15 protein-coding genes and 1 pseudogene are annotated in these 18,697 nt (G+C 53.1%); 10 read left to right on the top strand and 6 right to left on the bottom strand.

Features of this window, described 5'->3' with window-relative positions:
- Positions 1-35 precede the first annotated feature (35 nt).
- The 8 genes and pseudogenes from AC2FNE_RS14330 to AC2FNE_RS14295 form a co-directional block, all read left to right on the top strand.
- Positions 36-245 (top strand): annotated as a pseudogene (locus AC2FNE_RS14330) (helix-turn-helix domain-containing protein); the annotation flags it as partial.
- Between the two features lie 78 nt (positions 246-323).
- The gene (locus AC2FNE_RS14325; RefSeq protein WP_254448001.1) at positions 324-662 is read left to right on the top strand and encodes a hypothetical protein; all 339 of its coding nucleotides are present in this window, start codon (positions 324-326) and stop codon (positions 660-662) included.
- A 43-nt stretch (positions 663-705) separates the two neighbouring features.
- The gene (locus tag AC2FNE_RS14320) at positions 706-1,872 is read left to right on the top strand and encodes an MFS transporter (protein ID WP_496805643.1); all 1,167 of its coding nucleotides are present in this window, start codon (positions 706-708) and stop codon (positions 1,870-1,872) included.
- Positions 1,873-2,460: 588 nt separating this feature from the next.
- Positions 2,461-3,837, top strand: coding sequence for a Trk system potassium transporter TrkA (gene trkA, locus AC2FNE_RS14315; RefSeq protein WP_170477762.1), 1,377 nt, complete (start codon positions 2,461-2,463; stop codon positions 3,835-3,837).
- Complete coding sequence (locus tag AC2FNE_RS14310) at positions 3,837-5,375, top strand: TrkH family potassium uptake protein (RefSeq protein ID WP_496805642.1); 1,539 nt, start codon at positions 3,837-3,839, stop codon at positions 5,373-5,375. The genes trkA and AC2FNE_RS14310 overlap by 1 nt, the downstream gene beginning before the upstream one ends.
- A gap of 131 nt (positions 5,376-5,506) precedes the next feature.
- On the top strand, positions 5,507-5,746 hold the full coding sequence (gene hfq, locus AC2FNE_RS14305) for an RNA chaperone Hfq (protein WP_010440340.1): 240 nt from the start codon (positions 5,507-5,509) through the stop codon (positions 5,744-5,746).
- Entirely contained in the window at positions 5,746-7,017 is a 1,272-nt protein-coding gene (gene hflX / locus AC2FNE_RS14300; RefSeq protein WP_170607745.1) for a GTPase HflX, read from the top strand. The genes hfq and hflX overlap by 1 nt, the downstream gene beginning before the upstream one ends.
- A 14-nt stretch (positions 7,018-7,031) precedes the next feature.
- Entirely contained in the window at positions 7,032-7,349 is a 318-nt protein-coding gene (locus AC2FNE_RS14295) for a putative quinol monooxygenase (protein ID WP_496805641.1), read from the top strand.
- Between the two features lie 18 nt (positions 7,350-7,367).
- On the opposite strand, the gene AC2FNE_RS14290 is transcribed toward AC2FNE_RS14295, so the two are convergent.
- The 4 genes from AC2FNE_RS14290 to hemB form a co-directional block, all read right to left on the bottom strand.
- Positions 7,368-7,766, bottom strand: coding sequence for a nuclear transport factor 2 family protein (locus tag AC2FNE_RS14290; protein ID WP_254442613.1), 399 nt, complete (start codon positions 7,764-7,766; stop codon positions 7,368-7,370).
- A 91-nt stretch (positions 7,767-7,857) separates the two neighbouring features.
- Positions 7,858-10,320, bottom strand: a complete 2,463-nt coding sequence (locus tag AC2FNE_RS14285) for a penicillin acylase family protein (protein ID WP_170607748.1) — start codon at positions 10,318-10,320, stop codon at positions 7,858-7,860.
- A gap of 166 nt (positions 10,321-10,486) precedes the next feature.
- Positions 10,487-11,059, bottom strand: coding sequence for a lipid-binding SYLF domain-containing protein (locus AC2FNE_RS14280; protein WP_170477751.1), 573 nt, complete (start codon positions 11,057-11,059; stop codon positions 10,487-10,489).
- A 140-nt stretch (positions 11,060-11,199) separates the two neighbouring features.
- Positions 11,200-12,198, bottom strand: coding sequence for a porphobilinogen synthase (gene hemB / locus AC2FNE_RS14275; protein ID WP_170607750.1), 999 nt, complete (start codon positions 12,196-12,198; stop codon positions 11,200-11,202).
- Positions 12,199-12,318: 120 nt separating this feature from the next.
- Between hemB and AC2FNE_RS14270 the strand changes: the two genes are divergently transcribed.
- Entirely contained in the window at positions 12,319-12,846 is a 528-nt protein-coding gene (locus AC2FNE_RS14270; RefSeq protein WP_170477746.1) for a component of SufBCD complex, read from the top strand.
- Positions 12,847-12,864: 18 nt separating this feature from the next.
- Positions 12,865-16,320 (top strand): transcription-repair coupling factor, encoded by a 3,456-nt coding sequence (gene mfd, locus AC2FNE_RS14265; RefSeq protein WP_437436824.1) that lies wholly within the window; start codon positions 12,865-12,867, stop codon positions 16,318-16,320.
- Here mfd and AC2FNE_RS14260 read toward each other — a convergent pair.
- Together AC2FNE_RS14260 and AC2FNE_RS14255 are read right to left on the bottom strand one after the other, a co-directional pair.
- Positions 16,317-16,994, bottom strand: coding sequence for an SH3 domain-containing protein (locus tag AC2FNE_RS14260; RefSeq protein WP_170607754.1), 678 nt, complete (start codon positions 16,992-16,994; stop codon positions 16,317-16,319). The genes mfd and AC2FNE_RS14260 overlap by 4 nt on opposite strands.
- Positions 16,991-18,655 (bottom strand): tetratricopeptide repeat protein, encoded by a 1,665-nt coding sequence (locus AC2FNE_RS14255; RefSeq protein ID WP_170607756.1) that lies wholly within the window; start codon positions 18,653-18,655, stop codon positions 16,991-16,993. Before AC2FNE_RS14255 ends, AC2FNE_RS14260 begins: the two co-directional genes overlap by 4 nt.
- Between the last annotated feature and the right edge of the window lie 42 nt (positions 18,656-18,697).

The raw sequence follows: 18,697 nt of genomic DNA, 5'->3' as shown, positions 1-18,697 counted from the left end.
CGGAGTTTTGCGTCGTGACTAAATCAACCAGTTGGATGTCTGGTCGGTACGGTGAAAGTGAAGATTTGGTCAGCGACCATCAATTATCAAAAGGCCTCGTGCTAGAAACACGCGGCTATCCCGCATTCGGCTTGCGTTTGAAGCGATTGCGCAGATCTATCGGGTTGAAGCAATCCGCCCTGGCCGACCGGTTGCAGGTGAACCAAACCACTGTGTCGCGATGGGAAAGTGGATCACAAACACCGTCCCCGAAGACTCAACAATCAGTGTTTTCTCAGTTCGAATCGAGAAAGACAGAAGACGAAGTTTTGAGGCGACTTGTGATGAATTCGAAAGAGTGCGTGCATCTGGTGGACGAAGCCAGCCACAAATGCCTCGCTTATTCCGCCAGCCGTGCGCAGGACTGGCGGACGAGCCAGCACGCTTTGTTGGGAGTGTCGCTCTGGCAATTCGCAACGGATGAAATCCGCTTGGCTGAGACTGAGTTGGCCAACGAAGGATGGTGGGAACTTCACGCGCCGCTACCTAAGGCTTTCATAACATCTGAGGCGGTGCACGACAGAATACGCATCTGGGCCGGCGAAATCGTGTGGGAGCGACTTTACCTTTCTGATGGCACTCCGGTGCGGTTGGTAACTAGTTCCCGTGCTGCGTCCGCATAATTTATGCGTTCCCGAGGCTGCGCCGTATCGATAGAACCGCCTTATGGCACGTTCATTTAAAGTTCTATTTCAGGTCGTTCTGCTTTGGATGGCAGGGTTGGGAGCGGCCACGCAATTTGCCAAAATCGCGGTTCCGTTTACCGAAGTTTCGTCGCTGTATCCCGAATTTGGCGACGCGATTGGTTGGCTGTTATCGATCGTGAGCTTGATAGGCGCCCTTCTCGGTGCCCTCTCAGGCTCAATAACCACCTGGATTGGCCCCTCGCGGCTTTTGATTTTTGGCCTTGTCCTAGGAGGGCTAGTTTCTCTTTTTCAAGCGACGGAACCCAGTTTTTACGTCATGTTGGCCAGTCGTGTCGTCGAGGGGATGTCTCACCTGGCAATTGTAGTTGCCGCGCCAACAATCATGGCACAAATCACGGTAGGACGTGCACGCAACGCGGCGATGGTATTGTGGAGTACTTTTTTTGGCGTCGCTTTCGCACTAAACGCATGGATCGGTCTACAAATTGTCGATCAATTTGGGCTGTCAGTATTTTTCGCGTTGCATGGCGGTTTGATGATTTTAACCGCAGCAATCCTGGCGTTGTGCCGCATTAGAATCGATTTGGGAGAACCGGGCGAATTCAATTGGGGCTGGCGCGCTTTGTTAAGAGCGCATGCGCGGATCTATAGCTCTCCTCGGGTGGCTGCTCCTCCGATCGGATGGTTTTTTTATACCCTGACTTTTGTCTCGCTTCTCGCAATCTTGCCCGGTCAGTTCCAAGGAAATACTGGTTCAATAGTGGCAGGTTTGATGCCGCTGGCCGGGATTGTTTTGTCTTGGCTGGCTGTGCCGTTGATGTTGACCTATCTGACCAGCGTAGCCGTGATCAATTTGGGCTTTGCCCTTGGGATCGCCATAATGGGTACCGCTTTTTTGGGGTGTCCGTTAACTTATGTCGCCATCGGTTTGTTTGCGGTTCTGGGTTTGGTGCAAGGTGGCAGCTTCGCTGCTGTACCTGAATTGAATGACTCTGCAGAGACGCAGGCTTTGAGTTATGGGGCGATGGCCCAGATGGGTAATTCCGGTAACCTGCTGGGTACGCCTGTCCTGTTGGCTGTTTTAGGACTAACCGGAGTGGATGGAATGCTTGTTGCAGTTGTCGGGTTTTACCTGGCCGCGATTGGTGCCCATCTTTGGCTGGCGCGTCGACGGATGGCTGCTTAGAAAGAACGGCCGCTACCCAGTTTGCCCTGGCGTGATGATCTGAAATGACCCGTCATCAAATTTGACAAAACACGATGCCGAGTTGAGCGGAGGCAATGTCGTTGTTCGTACCGCTGCCACCCTAGATTTAACCGCTTGTTTGCAGGGTGGGAGGCTTACCGGACGAAAGCCTTTCTTTGCCATACATTGGGCCTCGACCGTGTCGCGAAGTCCTTTATTTACGTCCACCGTGTAAATTCTACCCGGCTCCCACCAACCGGGAGTTCGATAGCAGCGTCCTCTGCCGTCGCAATAAGACCGACCCGGCCAATAGACTGGTGGGCTTTGTCGTACTTGGTTTGCTACGGGCGCGTCTTTTAAGGCCTGAACCCGGCATTCCGTCGTCTCAGATTGCATGCGTGAAACGCTTTCCCCTTCGCGGTAATACAACGACAACGGTCCGCAGGCCGACAATGTCAGCAGGCAAACAAGTGTGGGCAGCATTGATTTCATACACTTACATTGCCTCATCAAAGTAGCCATGACAATTCAATTGACCGCTATGTGGGCATCTGTCATTCAAAGAATTCAGGCAGAAGGGCCAGGAACATGAAGGTCATCATTTGCGGCGCTGGTCAGGTGGGCTGGCAAATCGCGCGGCACCTTTCGGGTGAACTGAATGATGTGACGGTGGTGGATAACAATCCCGATTTGGTGCGCCGCGCGACCGAAACACTGGACGTTCAGGGGATAGCGGGTTTTGCCAGCTATCCCGATGTGCTGGAACGGGCAGGGGCTCGCGATGCAGACATGATTATCGCCGCCACCCATTCTGACGAGGTGAACATGGTCACCTGCCAGATGGCGCATTCCGTATTTTCGATTCAGCGTAAGATCGCCCGTTTGCGGTCGAAATCCTATCTTCAGGCCATCCATTCTGATCTTTACCGCCGCGATCACCTCCCGATAGATGTGGTGATCAGCCCTGAACGCGAAGTAGCCGCCGCTGCGATGCGCCGCTTGTCCGCGCCGTCCGCATTCGATACCGAAATTTTCATGGACGGTAAGGCCCAGTTGCTGGGTATTCGCGTTGATGAAGACTGTCCAATCGTGAACACACCCTTGAGGCAGTTGACGGACTTATTCTCTACGCTCAGCTCGATAGTTGTTGGGATCCGGCGCGAAGGCTCGCTCTTTGCGCCAGAATCCGAGGATCAGTTGTTCGTAGGTGACGAGTGCTATGTCTTCACAAGCGTTCAGGATGTGGAGCGCACGATGGAGGTGTTCGGAAAACTTCAGGGTAAACAAGACCGCGTCGTAATCGTTGGCGGCGGGAATGTTGGGCTTGAGGTCGCGCGAACTCTGGAAGAACGCGAAAGTCGTGTAAGGGCCAAGATTATCGAACGTGATCGTGCCTGCGCCGAAATCGCCGCCGAAGCATTGGAACGAACAATCGTTCTGCACGGCGATGGTCTTGACTCTGCGCTTCTGCGCGAGGCTGGTATCGGGCGGGCCGATGCGATGCTGGCGGTTACCGACGATGACCGGACCAATATGCTGGCGGCTGTGCGGGCAAAAGGCGAGGGCTGCGCACTTGCCATAGCGTTGATTAATGACCCGAGCATGGTTGCCCTGATGGGGCCACTGGGGATCGACGCCTATATTAACCCCAGGGCGACAACCGTAAGCTCAATCCTTCGTCACATTCGTCATGGTCGCGTGCGGCAGGTTTATTCTATAGGCGATGCCGAAGCCGAAGTTATTGAGGCCGAAGTTCTGTCAACTTCCCCTATGGCTGGTCAAAGGCTACGTGACATAGATTTTCCCGAGGGTGTTTTGGTCGGTGCTGTACACAAAGGAGACGAGGTTTTACGCCCTACTGGCGGTCTTCGCATTGAAGAAAAAGACGTGGTTGCCATCTTTGCTCTGGCCAAAGATGTGCCAGAGGTCGAGCGCCTGATGCAGGTTTCGATCGACTTTTTCTGATGATCCGGGTTCGACAGCAACGGCACGGTGTTTTGCGGCGGTTGCCTCTTTTGCTGATGATTTGGGGTATCGTATCCTTTGCAATGTGGATTCCGGCCATTTATGCGCTTGCTCTTGATGACCACGATACATCGCGTTCGTTTTTTTACTCCGGACTGCTGGGTTTATTCATCGTTAACCTGATCGCCCTGGCACAGATGAATCGCAGACCTCGCCGCGGCACGCTTGGGCAATTGGCTGTTCTGCTGGCCTCGTTTACGATCCTGCCCCTTTTCCTCGCCATCCCATTCCATGATGCGTTGGGCACCACCAGTTTTCTGAACGCATATTTCGATATGGTCAGTGCATTGACTACGACTGGGGCTGATTTGTTTGGCGACCCGACCCGATTAAATGCGCCGCTTCATTTATGGCGGGCACTTGTCGGCTGGTTAGGTGGGCTTTTGATGTGGGTCGCAGCGGCGGCGATTTTGGCTCCTCTTTCATTGGGCGGGTTTGAGGTGACGGCAAGGGGCCAACCGGGGCGTCCTGTATCGGGCGTCGCGCAAAGCGAGAAAACGGATCCGCGCGGTCACCTCATCCGTGTGACGCGTACATTGACTCCGGTATATGCTGGATTGACCGGAGTGATTTGGATTCTTTTGCTGATAGCAGGCGAACAAGGACTGACCGCGGTTTGTCATGCTATGTCAATCATGGCAACGTCAGGCATCTCTCCGGTCGGGGGCTTGGAAGGGTCTACTGCGGGCATAACCGGCGAGTTAATCTTGTTCCTGTTTTTGTTTTTTGCCTTGTCGCGCCTGACCTTTTCGGCAGATACGGCCACGACTGGTTATGCGCGCCTTGATAAAGACCCTGAACTTCGCATTGGTATCCTCATCGTACTTGTCGTCGCGATGCTGCTTTTCTTTCGCGTTTTGGCTGGTGTCACGGAGATTGGATTGCAGATTACGGCTGGTCAGGCCTTGCATGTGATCTGGGGAATGCTGTTCACAGTGATGTCATTTTTGACCACGGCAGGGTTTGAAAGCGCCAACTGGAACGATGCTCAACAGCTTTCCGGTCTGGGAACACCCGGCTTGGTCCTGATGGGTCTGGCATTGATCGGTGGTGGAGTAGCCACGACAGCGGGCGGGGTGAAGCTATTGCGGGTATTCGCGCTATATCTAAATGGCAAACGCGAAATAGACCGACTTATTTATCCTTCGTCGGTTAGTGGAGAGGGTGGCGGTAATCGCCGAATTCAAAGCGATGGCGCATTCATCGCCTGGATATTTCTTATGCTATTCGCGCTGAGCCTAGCTCTGTTTGACCTTTTATTGGCAATCACCGGAGTCGGCTTTGAACATGCTATGGTACTCAGCGTCGCCGCGCTGAGTACAACCGGACCGCTGATTGAGCTTGCTACTGACGTTCCCATCCGCCTCATCGATCTTTCAGCCGGGGCCAAACTGACGCTTTGCGCGGCTATGATTATTGGACGTCTGGAGACATTGGCGATCATTGCATTGATAACGCCGGCACTGTGGCGCGATTGACAAGGATTAGTGCCGCAATCTTCTTGCACAATTTTTCGTCTGGAATATCTGTGCTTGCCACTCCATACTCAGCCAGAGGGAGCGCGTTGGTCCGCAGCGCGTAGCAAGAAAAATGGCGAGATTATAAAAATATGGCTTCGGACAGACAGAATCTGCAGGACGCGTTCCTGAATAACGTACGGAAAGCAAAAGTCCCGGTCACGATTTTCCTGATCAACGGCGTGAAATTGCAGGGCGTGATCACTTGGTTTGATAATTTCTGCGTATTATTGCGCCGCGACGGACAGTCGCAGCTTGTGTATAAACATGCGATTTCCACCATTATGCCATCGCAGCCGATCAGCTTGTATGAGGGCGAAGACGCCTCTTGATGGAACATGACCGGACGCGCACCCGAGCTTGGGTGTTGCATCCCGAAATCAAAACAGATGAACAACGCCGCATTCCTGAGCCCGCGTTGGAAGAAGCGGTTTCGCTTGCTGCCGCTTTGCCCGATTTAGTTGTAATCGGGTCTGAAATCGTGCGCCTGCAACGTGCCCAACCCGGTTTGCTGTTCGGTAGCGGCAAGATTGAAGAATTGGGCGAAACGTTTCGTGAAAGTGAGATCGAGCTTGTATTGATCGACGGCCCGGTAACGCCTGTGCAGCAACGCAATTTGGAAAGAGCTTGGAAGGTCAAGATTCTTGATCGAACCGGCTTGATCCTGGAAATATTCTCTGATCGCGCAAGAACACGCGAAGGTGTGCTGCAGGTCGAAATGGCCGCGCTTAGCTATCAGCGTACGCGTTTGGTTCGCGCATGGACCCACTTGGAGCGGCAACGGGGCGGGTTGGGCTTTGTCGGTGGTCCGGGGGAAACCCAGATTGAGGCTGATCGCCGTGCAATTGATGAGCAGCTTGTGCGACTGCGCCGTCAGCTACAGAAGGTTGTTAAGACCCGAACATTGCACCGGGCTGCGAGGGCCAAGGTGCCTTACCCAATTGTTGCGCTTGTCGGTTACACCAACGCAGGCAAGTCTACACTGTTTAACCGCCTGACTGGTGCGGAAGTAATGGCAAAGGATATGTTGTTTGCCACGTTGGATCCGACCATGCGTCGGGTTGAGTTGCCGGATGGGCCCGAAGTTATCCTTTCGGATACTGTTGGATTTATTTCTAACCTACCGACCGAGTTGGTCGCTGCGTTCCGCGCTACTTTGGAAGAAGTGTTGGGTGCTGACCTGATCGTACACGTTCGGGACATTAGTCACGAAGAGAGTGACGCTCAGGCGCAGGACGTGGAGACTATTTTAGACTCATTGGGTGTGGATGAAGGGCGCCCGAGGCTTGAGGTTTGGAACAAAATAGATCTGCTGAGCGAGAACGAACGCGAAGCCGCTTTGGCGCGGGCGGAACGCGATCGAAAAATTTTTGCCATTTCGGCGATCACTGGAGAAGGTCTCGAAACTTTACTGGCGGAAATCGCTACGCAATTGCAGGGTACCAGACACGAGAAAACATTAAAGCTTAGCTTCGCAGAGGGAGACAAACGCGCCTGGCTTTTTCGGCAAGATGTTGTTCGCTCAGAAGAACAAACCGATGATGGGTTTGTTATTAACGTGCTTTGGACCGATAAACAGGCGGCGAAATTCGACGGTCTTTGATCCAAGGTGCCATTTTGAATTTATTGAATGCGAATGAGGATGGAATCGCAAAAGTATACCTTCAAGGGTTCTTGGACGTACCTGAAGATAAATTACAGCAGGTGCGGTCTGCTTTGCCGCGGCATATCGAGCTGACACGCGCTGAGCCTGGGTGCATTTCCTTTGAAGTTGTCGAAGATACCGTTCAAACAGGCCGTTTTAACGTTTCGGAAGTTTTTGAAAATCAGGAAGCTTTTGACGCTCATCAGAGCCGAACCAAAGCTTCGGATTGGTTTACAGTCACCCAGGGTGTCCCGCGCGACTACACAGTGAAAGTGGAAGAGGGCGAATAGGATGCAGTCCAGCGTCCACTAGCCATCAATCTGTCGCTGGTGATCATCCGAGTCGAACCATCCTAGCGATGATTGGACCTTGTGTTCGGCATCGAGTTCCCATTCTTCCCATCCACGGGTAACAACGCGGTTGCCGGTCTTGGCGTGGTGTCCCTCCAACGTCCATACGAAAATAGCGTGTGTGCCCGCCCAGCGCATCATGTCGCATCGGACTTCTAGATCAGGAAACTCGCTGTAAAACCCGCTCGCCATGTCTGCTATAGCCGCACGGCCTTTAATGGGGTCACCGCGATTAATCGTAATTTGACCATCTTTAGCAAAGAACGAAGCTACGGCCTCGGGATCGCCAGAACTCCAAGCAATGGCATAGTCCCTTGCCAAATTGTTCAGCAGATCCCGCATGCTGGCCATGCTCATTCCCCCTATCCCTCGTTGCGGTTAGACTAGGCGATTGGATGCGCTTTCGTCCACGACATAAGCTAAAAGGGGCGGGGAATTGCCGATTTCTTCAGCGTGGAGTCAGCAACGTGATTCCAACGGCCGCAGCACGTGCCAGTCCGATGTCCAGTGACATTGGAATATACTCTCCTCGCCGCCACAATTGAGCCTGATCATCGTAATAGCGAGAAAGGAAATGGCCGGATTGGCCCGTAGCCGTAATGAAAACCGAACTGTCAGGATCAGCAAAGTCGTACACGCCCCGATAGCCTGCACCGTGCACATTTTGAAATGGATCCGGCCCTTCGCCAGAAGTACGCCCTCGCAGCAAGGTGTTGTCTCCGCCGCTTGTGGACTGACGAATGTTGACGAAATAGCGAAGCAGCGGAACCTTTCCCAAGACGGTGTGATCGTGGGTTGCCTGATGCGCGTCGCCCCAACGAAGAGATTCCAGGGCGCTGCCATAGCGTTCGGATATCCAGATAAGTGCATCGTCCAATGCCAACCGAGCCATGTCGGTGCAATTCTCGATCGGGGCGCTTTGCTCTACATCGCACCAGACAGAGGCACCTTCGATGTCGCGATAGACGCGCTCGATGAACAGCGGCTCGACATGCTTGAATTCGGTGGCCAAAGGACCGAGCTCATCCGAGATCAACCGGATTTGAAGCGCTCGAAGCCACGCTGCATAGATCAAAGGTTCGGGAAGGTGCTCATTCATCTCACCATTCCAATTTGCCAGCAAATCTAAGGCAATCTGGCGCTGACGTTCCAGGGTACCTTCTGGTGCGGACTCACCAGTGAACCATAAATCGGCGCCAACCAACGGCAACAGAGAGCGGGCCGTGAAGCTTACAGTATCCAGCTGCGCCTCGATAAAGCTGTCGCGTGTGTGTACTTCGCGGGATTGCATTAGCCTTTCCCAACGGTGAACCCGTTGTGAATCGCCCCATTCATAAGAGACGTGCAATGGAAACGGTCGGTCGATTACTTTGTTGTTTGTATTTCCCAGAACGCCACCGACGGGCGCAACAAACTCGGGATTGTCCGCGTAGGGCAGGCGGCCTTGCCATCGATTTCTGGCTAGCCATCCAGGGGTCGGAATGCGCCCCCGACTTTGGTTGTTAAGATCGCGCCGGGGCATAGCGCCAATCACCTTCATTCCGATTGTCTCCTTGTCCACCAGCGACAAGTTCTGCGAAGGCGCAATGAAATCTTCGGCAATTACAATAGCCTGACGCACTGAAACTGCGTTCATTAATGCCATGGACGCTGTCATTGACGTGTCCCTGGCGCTAAGCGCGGTCCAGGATAGCGAAGCGACGTGACCCGGCGGGGTGATAGTCTCAAGATCGTAATGGGTTCCTGGCAGTACCGGACCGTTTTCGGTCCAGCGTAGCGTTAGAGTAATCGGGGATTCGTCTTTGATTTCTATGATTGATGGACGGGCTCGAAACCGTTGATGGCCATTGGGGGTCAGGTATTCTTCTGGATTTTCGGGGTTTAGTTTTTCAATATGTACATCCTGGTCGTCCAGGTAGGACGATGTGAGACCCCATCCCAGCCGGTCACTGCGTCCAGCCATGACGGCCGGAACGCCGGGAATTGTGGCTCCGATAACGCCTCCTTTGGCCAGTTCCAGCCGGGCCAGATACCAAACGCCCGGTGCCGTGAAACCTAGATGCGGGTCATTGGCAAGAAGCGTGCCGCCGCTGGCCGATCGAGAGGGCGCGGCTGTCCAAGCGTTGGAAGCACCAGATAGACCCCGGCCGGAAATAGGAGAGAGAGGCGTTTCCGGCAGAACCGTACCTGAGGCGAAACGGGGCAAGTTAGGAAACAGATGGGCATATTCCGGCAATGCGGCGATCCCGGGGCCGGGGACATCCGGCAGAACATCTGTTAAACGCTGAGGATCATCCAACATAAGCGACGTGCGCGCGCGCAGTACTTCATCCTGCAAGTGACCCGACAATTGCAGCGCCATTAGCTTAATTACTGCAATACTGTCGCCTGGTTGCCATGGCGATACGGGAGCGTTGAACAGGAACATCTCAGGTGCTCCGCGCCCCAGTGCCATTTCGTTGATTTCATCCAACCTCGCGTTTACTCCGGCGGCATAGGCCTGTAACGCAGCCTTGGTATAGTCATCTTGGACATCGAAGGACCTGTGCGCCAGTCCATAAAGATCAAGCCTTCGCAATAACTTGTCGATGTGAACTGTGCGTGCGCCGAAAACCTCAGATAAACGCCCCTGAACTGTTCGGCGCAACATGGTCATCTGCCACAGCCGGTCCTGCGCATGTGCGTAACCCAAACCAAAGAACACGTCCGGATCGGTTTGCGCCAAAATATGGGGAACATTGGCGGTGTCACGCACAATTTCAACGGGTGCGTTTATTCCCGCTACTTCAACAGTCTTGTTGTAGGTGGGTAGGGACTGGCTGGCCAAAAAATAAACAAGACCTACGGCCGCCAAAATCAGCAAAATTAGACCTGTCGCAATCCGTACTAGCCAACGAAAAACAAGCCCCATTCCTGCCCCACATTCCCAATCCGTTTTCGGTGGGTCGAAGATTAGTAGAACCCCGACTGAACCGAAAGAGTTTTACCGTTCGCATCGAACTCTGGACCCAAAAATTTGATGAACCCCGCCAAATAGTCCGGCGAGGCTCATCAACGAGGGGTCTTGCTGCTTGGGGTTATGGAATAATACGCGTATATTTGGTGCCTTCGACTGTGGCCCCGAACAACAGTCCGGCCTGACCGAATATCGCCGCAATAACGGGTGTTCTTAATGTTGTTGTGGTCGCTGACAATGTGCTGCCTGTTGCATCAACGACATAACCAATGTCTGCGCCAGCGGTCCAACCGCTCGAGCGACGAAAATCATTCAGTGCATCTTCGGTCATGAAGAAAAGTACATGCGCATATTGCTGCGCGCCAATCTGTAGACCGGCAGTGCCTTTGACTGCGGAATAGTAATCGACAGTTGCCCCCTGAATACGCAACGCGCCCTGGCCAAAGCCGCCGCCAAAGAAGAATCCAGCTTCGGTTATCAGAGGCATAACCAGCATGCCGTTCGATTTGTCGGCAATTTCGATTGTGTTCGGGTACTTGGTATACATTTCGTTCAACGTCGCATCGACGCGAGCGTCAATTTTGGCCGCATTGGAATTTCCAACGCCATTGCCACATGCGGCCGTAAATGTCAGACCTGCAATGCCTAAGGCAAAGCCACGACGGTTCAGTCGAGGGAAATTGGAACTGCTCATATTTTTTCTCTGTGTAACTGCCTGATTTGCCGGGTGATCCCGATCTTATGTGTAAGAGTACGCCGAATACTGCGCCATGTCACGGAAAAGCTGCATCCAGCGCCCAGTGAATCGGCGAAAAGTTGCGTGGCAATGGTGATTTAGCCTTGCAAGGTTCTGGCCGCTTCAGGTGCGAAATAGGTCAAAATGCCGTCGCAACCGGCGCGTTTGAAAGCAAGAAGGCTTTCAAACATTATTTTTTCACCGTCGATCCACCCGTTTTGGGCGGCGGCCTGAATCATGGCAAATTCCCCTGACACTTGGTACGCGTATGTTGGCGCTCCGAAGGTTTCTTTGACCCTTTGGCAAATATCCAAATAGGGCATGCCGGGTTTTATCATGACCATGTCAGCGCCTTCTGTCAGGTCACGTTCGATCAGGCGCAGAGCTTCGTTGGAATTGGCCGGGTCCATCTGGTAGGTTTTTTTGTCACCCTTCAAAGCGCCAGACGCGCCGACGGCATCACGAAACGGTCCGTAGAAAGAACTGGCGTATTTTGCTGCATAGCTGAGAATCATAACGTTATGATGCCCTGCAGCCTCAAGCGCGCGACGCATCTCGCCTATTCGCCCATCCATCATGTCAGAGGGACCGATGATATCAGCACCGGCCTCGGCCTGCGCCAACGTCATTTTGACCAAGGCTTCGATAGTTAGGTCATTCACGATTTCACCGTCAACGACATACCCATCATGACCATTAATATTGTAGGGGTCCAGAGCAACATCCGTCATTACGGCAAGATCAGGCGCAGCTTTTTTAACGGCGCGAATGGCTCTGTTTGAAAGGTTGTCAGGGCTCCATGCCTCTGCGCAATCCTCGGTTTTCAGAGACGCATCGGTATAAGGAAAAATGCAGATTGCAGGTATACCTAAAGCCTGTGCTTCCACAGCTGCCTTTGCGACCAAATCAACAGACCGACGCTTGACACCAGGCATAGAATGCACCGGCTCCTCTACGCCCTCTCCGTCACGAACGAAAACCGGCCAAATAAGGTCATCAGTAGTCAACGTGTTTTCTCGGACCAGCCCTCGGATCGCTTGGGATTTGCGCGCGCGACGGAAACGGGCCAGAGGATACGGTGCGATGGTTGGTTTCATTGCGCAGTCTCCTTGAACATTTTTGCATTGGGTGGCATGAATTCCATGCAGTCTCAAGGGTGCCAATGATCGCGTCGGCAAGACAAACCCTACTGAAGGCCGTGAATAAAGGGCTGACGCTTGGACATATACTCTTCGATCTTTGAACTCATTGATATGCGCAGCTTTTCGAATCTGTGGTTTTGGATCGCATTGGCTGTGCTATGGTCTTCCGTTAGTCATTGGATCATGGGCGTGCCCTACGATCTGGTCGTGCGCGCGCGACGTGTCAAAGGTCAATCCGAACAAGACTTGTTGGATATCGTGCGCATAAATTGCAATCGGTTACTTTATGTAATGGAAGTTTCGGGCCTTGTGATACTTGCGCTCGGTTGTTTTGTTTTCACTGGTCTGGCGATATTGGGTTTTTACTACGGCGTTGAATTTGCGCAGGCGCTCTTTTTACTTTTGTTTCCATTATGTTTCGTGGGCGCAATCAACCTTTCGGCTGCTCGTAAGTTGAAGACGTTGGAACCAACACTCGAAAATGTGTCCAAAACCCTGACACGCTGCAGGGTCTTCACACAGATGATTGGTGTGGTTTCGATACTGGTCACATCGCTTTGGGGTATGTATCAGAACTTTTCCATCGGCGTTCTGGGTTGGTAGAATCGGAAAGGCATGGCAATGAAGGCTCCGATCCATGTGACGGTCGGCGGCGCCCCCGAAGGGTTTGACGCGCAACTTGTTCTAAAGGAAATCCATCGGTCAGGCGGCCCGGTCCTCCACATTGCCCGCGATGATAAGCGTATGGAGGCAATGCGGGCCGCGCTTGCGTTTTTTGCGCCGGAGATGCCGGTTTTTCTGTTTCCCGGATGGGATTGCTTACCGTACGACAGGGTTTCTCCCAATGCGGACATTTCAGCCGCCCGCGTTGCCACACTTGCCGCGCTCGTTCACAAAATGCCCCGGCAATTTGTTCTGCTGACTACGCTAAATGCAGCGACACAGCGAGTTCCCGCCCGGGGCGTTTTGCGCGAAGCAGCCTTTACTGCCCGAGTTGATCACCGCATTGACGAAGATGGCCTTCGGAGTTTTTTGGTGCGTATGGGGTTCACTCAGAGCCCAACAGTCATGGAACCTGGAGATTACGCTATCCGCGGTGGAATCTTCGATATTTTCCCTCCGGGAGAGTCTGGTCCGGTGCGGCTGGACTTGTTTGGCGATGTACTGGACGGTGCGCGTCGGTTTGACCCCGTGTCCCAACGCACGACTGAAAAGCTAGACGTTGTTGAATTGGCTCCTGTTTCAGAGATTATTTTGGACGAGACGGCGATAACGCGGTTCCGGCAGAATTATCGCATCGAATTCGGCGCGGCAGGTACCGACGATCCGCTTTACGAGGCTGTCAGCGCCGGTCGCAAGCACCAAGGGATGGAGCACTGGCTGCCTTTTTTTCACGACGGGCTGGAAACTCTGTTTGACTATCTTCCAGGAGCGACTCTGACCCTGGATGACCAGGTCACACCAGCACGGTTAGCAAGATGGGATAGTATAAAGGATCAGTACGAGACGCGACGTATGGCGTTGGAGAACCGGTCGCGAATGGACACTGTCTACAAGCCGGCACCTCCAAATCTGCTGTATTTGGATGACGCAGCGTGGGAGGAGGCGGTCGGGGACCGACGTGTCATGCAGTTCAGTCCTTTACCACAGGCCAGTGGGCCGGGTGTGATTGACGCAGGTGGACGAATTGGTCGCAACTTTGCACCCGAACGCCAACAAGAGAACATCAGTTTGTTCGCTGCGCTGGCAAGTCATATCAAAGACAGGATGGTCCATGGACCGGTATTGATTGCGTCATACTCAGACGGTGCACGCGAACGTTTAAGTGGATTGATCGAGGATGAGGGGCTGGCCGGAACAATTCTGGTTTCAGACGGTTCAGGTGTGGGGAAACGCGGCCTTCATTTGGCCGTTTGGGCTTTGGAACACGGGTTCGAATCTGATGATCTGACCGTAATTGCGGAACAGGATGTGCTGGGGGACCGCCTGATCCGAGCACCTAAAAAACGCCGCAAGGCTGAGAACTTCCTAACAGAAACGCAATCACTCAGTCCCGGCGATCTGGTCGTTCACGTAGACCACGGTATCGGTCGCTATAAGGGAATGGAGGTCGTTACTGCGGCAGGTGCGGCTCACGAATGCTTGTTATTGGAGTATGCCGAACAATCAAAGCTGTACTTACCTGTCGAAAATATCGAGCTGTTATCAAAGTATGGCCACGAAGAAGGATTGCTTGATCGCCTGGGCGGCGGGGCTTGGCAGGCCAAAAAAGCCAAACTAAAAGAACGCATTCGCGAGATGGCGGACAAGTTGATCCGCATTGCGGCTGAACGCGCGCTGCGCAAGGCGCCGGTTATGGACCCACCGCCACACGCATGGGAAGAATTCAGCGCGCGCTTCCCGTATCAGGAAACTGACGACCAACTTCGTGCTATTGCCGAAGTTATGGAGGATATGCATTCCGGCGCGCCGATGGATCGTCTGATCTGCGGCGATGTTGGCTTTGGAAAGACCGAGGTTGCCATGCGTGCCGCCTTTGTCGCAGCAATGTCAGGTGTGCAGGTGGCAGTTATTGCTCCAACAACGCTGTTGGCTCGGCAACATGCAGCCAGTTTCTCAGATCGTTTCCGGGGTTTTCCGTTGGAAGTTCGGCAATTGTCGCGCTTTGTTTCGGGCAAAGCGGCCCAACAGACCAGGGATGGTTTGGCTCGCGGCACAGTCGATATTGTCATCGGTACGCACGCTCTGTTGGCCAAGGGTATTAAGTTCAACAACCTGGGTCTTCTTATTATCGATGAAGAACAGCACTTTGGCGTCGCCCACAAGGAAAGACTTAAGCAGCTGCGTAGTGATGTTCATGTGCTTACGCTTACTGCCACACCCATCCCTAGGACCCTGCAACTGTCGTTGACCGGGGTTCGGGATTTGTCAATCATTGGCACCCCGCCCATCGACCGACTTGCGATCCGGACATACGTCAGTGAATTCGACGCGGTAACAATTCGCGAAGCGTTGCTGCGCGAGCACTACCGCGGCGGGCAGAGCTTTTATGTCGTTCCGCGTATTTCAGACCTGCCTGAAATCGAAGATTTTCTTAAAGAACAACTCCCTGAACTCACTTTCGTAGTCGCGCATGGTCAGATGGCGGCGGGCGAGCTCGACGATCGAATGAACGCATTTTATGATGGAAAATTCGATGTGCTGTTGGCGACGACCATTGTCGAAAGCGGATTGGACATACCCACGGCAAACACAATGGTCGTGCATCGCGCGGATATGTTCGGGCTTGCCCAGCTGTATCAAATACGCGGCCGGGTAGGGCGATCAAAGACGCGAGCGTACGCATATTTGACCACCAAACCACGCACACGTTTAACACCAGCTGCCGAGAAACGCCTGCGGGTTTTAGGGTCGCTTGATACGTTAGGGGCCGGATTTACGTTGGCATCGCAGGATCTGGACATTCGCGGTGCTGGCAATTTGCTGGGAGAAGAGCAATCCGGCCAGATGCGCGATGTAGGGTATGAACTTTACCAGTCGATGTTGGAAGAAGCTATTGCCAAGATAAAAGCAGGCGAAATGGAAGGTTTAAGCGATGCTGATGACCAATGGGCTCCGCAGATCAATCTGGGTGTTCCGGTATTGATCCCAGAGGAATACGTGCCCGATCTGGATGTGCGCCTGGGCCTTTATCGCCGTCTGTCTTCTCTTTCCACAAAAGTTGAGCTTGAGGGGTTTGCAGCTGAACTGATCGACCGTTTTGGCGCACTGCCAAAAGAGGTTAACACGCTTATGTTAGTCGTACGCATCAAGGCGATGTGCAAACGCGCTGGAATCGCCAAGCTTGATGGCGGGCCAAAGGGTGCAACCATTCAGTTCCACAACGACAAGTTTGCATCCCCCCAAGGATTGGTCGAGTTTATCCGGAACCAACGTGGTTTGGCTAAAGTCAAGGATAACAAGATTGTTGTTCGTCGCGATTGGAAAAAGGATAGCGATAAGATCAAAGGCGCTTTCGCCATTGCACGAGATCTGGCGGAAAAAGCGAGAGCTGAGAAGAAAAAGACAAAGACCTAGTCGCCAGTGACAAAACTACAAAGCTGCCAGTCGCCATCTTCCGATTTAACAATTGCAGCACGATAGCCGATCATGGACCAAAGATAATCTTTGTGCATGAAACCTGTGGTCCCATCGGTCAAAAGAACTTGCTGATAATCAGAGTCAGACTGAAATTGCGGTACGATTACAACTTCATGACTTATGAGAGCGCTGATCGATGCGCCTTGAAATGCACCTGTGCGAAGTGAAACATTTTCACCAGTCACAAAATAGGTGATCGCAGGATCTAAGCGGGCCGGGAGCGTGATTTGCCATTGATGCGGCATCCAGAATTCTCCCTGATCGTCAAAGTATCCCGGTTGCGACAATGTGTTTTGCAATGCAGTCCAATACGCATCGATTTGTTCGCTGGCTTCAACGCCAACCTGTTGATCTGCCCCCTCAGAGTTCATAATCAAATTGGCTCGTAACTCGTTGGGTCCACCTTCGCCACCGTGACTGAGGTAAATGTCGGGACATGCCGATGCAACGACTGCATCGATGTCTCGTGCTTGTATCTTTGCCAATAATTCGGCACGGAATGAGACCAAAGTTGCATCGCGGTCTGCCTGGTCCACTGGCGTGAATGTCTGACGATCCGCTATGGCTGAAGTGCAAATCAAAGCAATCGCCAAGGCAAATTTCAGTTTCATTCTGCAGCCTTCATAGCGGCCTGGGCGCAGAAACAAGAGGCTGCTACAGCGCGATCCGCGCGGGCAAGAGCAAGGTCAAGACGCTGCTTGATTTGCTTAATTTCAAGCTCCTCTCCTCGCGCACTAAGGCAATCATGCAGACCCTTTAAGCTCCAAACGTTGTCCGGGTGGATCGATGCACGGCTTAGTTCGCCGCCCAGCCCCAAATCCTCGCGATAGACGATTTCAGCTTCTGCAACGTGCCCTTGTTCGAATAGGAGTGCGCCCAGAGCGTGACGCGTTGGCTGCATCCAGCCCCACGGCTCGTCATAGGGCAAAGTATCGTCCAGTTCGACAGAACGCCGTAAATGCGAAAATGCGGATTCGTAATTTCCCTTTCGATACTCGATTTCACCGCGAAGCATTTCCGTAGCGATTTCAAGAAGATCAATGACTCTGTTATTGTGAAGTCGTCGCGTTTCGGGCACCCGACCCTTGGCGGCAAGGAACCGTTCTTCTTCCTCTTCTGCATCAGCGACATGACCCGTCGCGGCAAAGGCTACCGCTCGGGCATAATGTGTTGTTGCAGTCAGTGTGCGGTACAAATCTGGATCCGACGGTAGTTTCAACGCCTTTGCTTCGTCCCATCGACCAAATCGAACTAAGATATGGGGACCCATTGACATGTAGCTTTCAAAGTAATCTGCCATGGGTGGGCTTTCGATCTGCAACATCTTTTCCGGTGTCGTTTCCCAAAGGCCTTCATTGGCCTGCAAAGCCGGTTCGATCTGACCCAGAAACAGCGCACCGTAAATTGCAAAATGGTAATTGTGTTGGCGATACCCGGTGTAGATGTTGAATGCACCTTCGCGCTCGTAATACTTCAAATCTGCCACCGAAGCTTTTTCGTTCCAGTAGACAACGTCGTGGTAATGGCCGCATAAAACATCAATGTGTGTGGGCATATGAACCAGATGGCCCGCATCAGGCACCAATGTGCGTAGGACATCGCCGGCTTTAAGAGCTTTTTCTGGGGTCGGGGACATCTCCATCAGGTGTACGTACAAATGCAAAAGCCCGGGATGGGTCATGGCGTCGGGGTCGTCCGACATGGCCTTTTCCAAAGCATCTTGGGCCTCCAACGTAGCTGCGCCATCAGCTGGTTGGCCGGTTTTCAGGTCCCACATTTTCCAAGGGGTCAGATTCAGCAAAGCCTCGACATAAATCGTTCGTAGGTCCAGATGATCAGGCTGGGCGGAAAACGCAGAGCGCATGGCATCTGCATATTCATAATCCCATTGATGCATTTTCTCGATTGGTTCGCGCTGAGGGTAGCGGGACGGCAACGCCTGAATAAGCGCCTGTTCGACCGGTGAACACTGGTCGATCAGCCTCAAGGCCTGTTGAGTCGCATCAAAAGCGATGGCCAGAGCCTTGGCGCGGCCCTGATCATCACGCAAATCCCATGGTAAGTTGTAATTTGGGCCAGCGGCGTACGCTACACCCCAATGAGCCATCGCGCAGTCCGGATCGGCGTCAACTGCGCGTTGAAAGCATGCGACTGCCTCATCGTGGTTATAGCCATAGGTCCAAACCAGGCCTCGGTCGAACCAAACCTGCGCCTCGGACGAAGAGGTCGTTACGGGACAAGTGTAAGTCCCCAGATCATAATCGTAACTCATTACAACTCCCTCCCCGGAAAACAGGGTCAGGATAACGCGATT

Source organism: Ruegeria sp. YKSD179 (assembly GCF_059612885.1).
This window is presented reverse-complemented; position numbering and strand designations above follow the sequence as displayed.

Coding starts and splice junctions, on each gene's coding strand:
- AC2FNE_RS14325 (WP_254448001.1), top strand. CDS start 324: ATGAATTCGAAAGAGTGCGTGCATCTGGTGGACGAAGCCAGCCACAAA.
- AC2FNE_RS14320 (WP_496805643.1), top strand. CDS start 706: ATGGCACGTTCATTTAAAGTTCTATTTCAGGTCGTTCTGCTTTGGATG.
- trkA (WP_170477762.1), top strand. CDS start 2,461: ATGAAGGTCATCATTTGCGGCGCTGGTCAGGTGGGCTGGCAAATCGCG.
- AC2FNE_RS14310 (WP_496805642.1), top strand. CDS start 3,837: ATGATCCGGGTTCGACAGCAACGGCACGGTGTTTTGCGGCGGTTGCCT.
- hfq (WP_010440340.1), top strand. CDS start 5,507: ATGGCTTCGGACAGACAGAATCTGCAGGACGCGTTCCTGAATAACGTA.
- hflX (WP_170607745.1), top strand. CDS start 5,746: ATGGAACATGACCGGACGCGCACCCGAGCTTGGGTGTTGCATCCCGAA.
- AC2FNE_RS14290 (WP_254442613.1), bottom strand. CDS start 7,766: ATGAGCATGGCCAGCATGCGGGATCTGCTGAACAATTTGGCAAGGGAC.
- AC2FNE_RS14285 (WP_170607748.1), bottom strand. CDS start 10,320: ATGGGGCTTGTTTTTCGTTGGCTAGTACGGATTGCGACAGGTCTAATT.
- AC2FNE_RS14280 (WP_170477751.1), bottom strand. CDS start 11,059: ATGAGCAGTTCCAATTTCCCTCGACTGAACCGTCGTGGCTTTGCCTTA.
- hemB (WP_170607750.1), bottom strand. CDS start 12,198: ATGAAACCAACCATCGCACCGTATCCTCTGGCCCGTTTCCGTCGCGCG.
- mfd (WP_437436824.1), top strand. CDS start 12,865: ATGAAGGCTCCGATCCATGTGACGGTCGGCGGCGCCCCCGAAGGGTTT.
- AC2FNE_RS14260 (WP_170607754.1), bottom strand. CDS start 16,994: ATGAAACTGAAATTTGCCTTGGCGATTGCTTTGATTTGCACTTCAGCC.
- AC2FNE_RS14255 (WP_170607756.1), bottom strand. CDS start 18,655: ATGAGTTACGATTATGATCTGGGGACTTACACTTGTCCCGTAACGACC.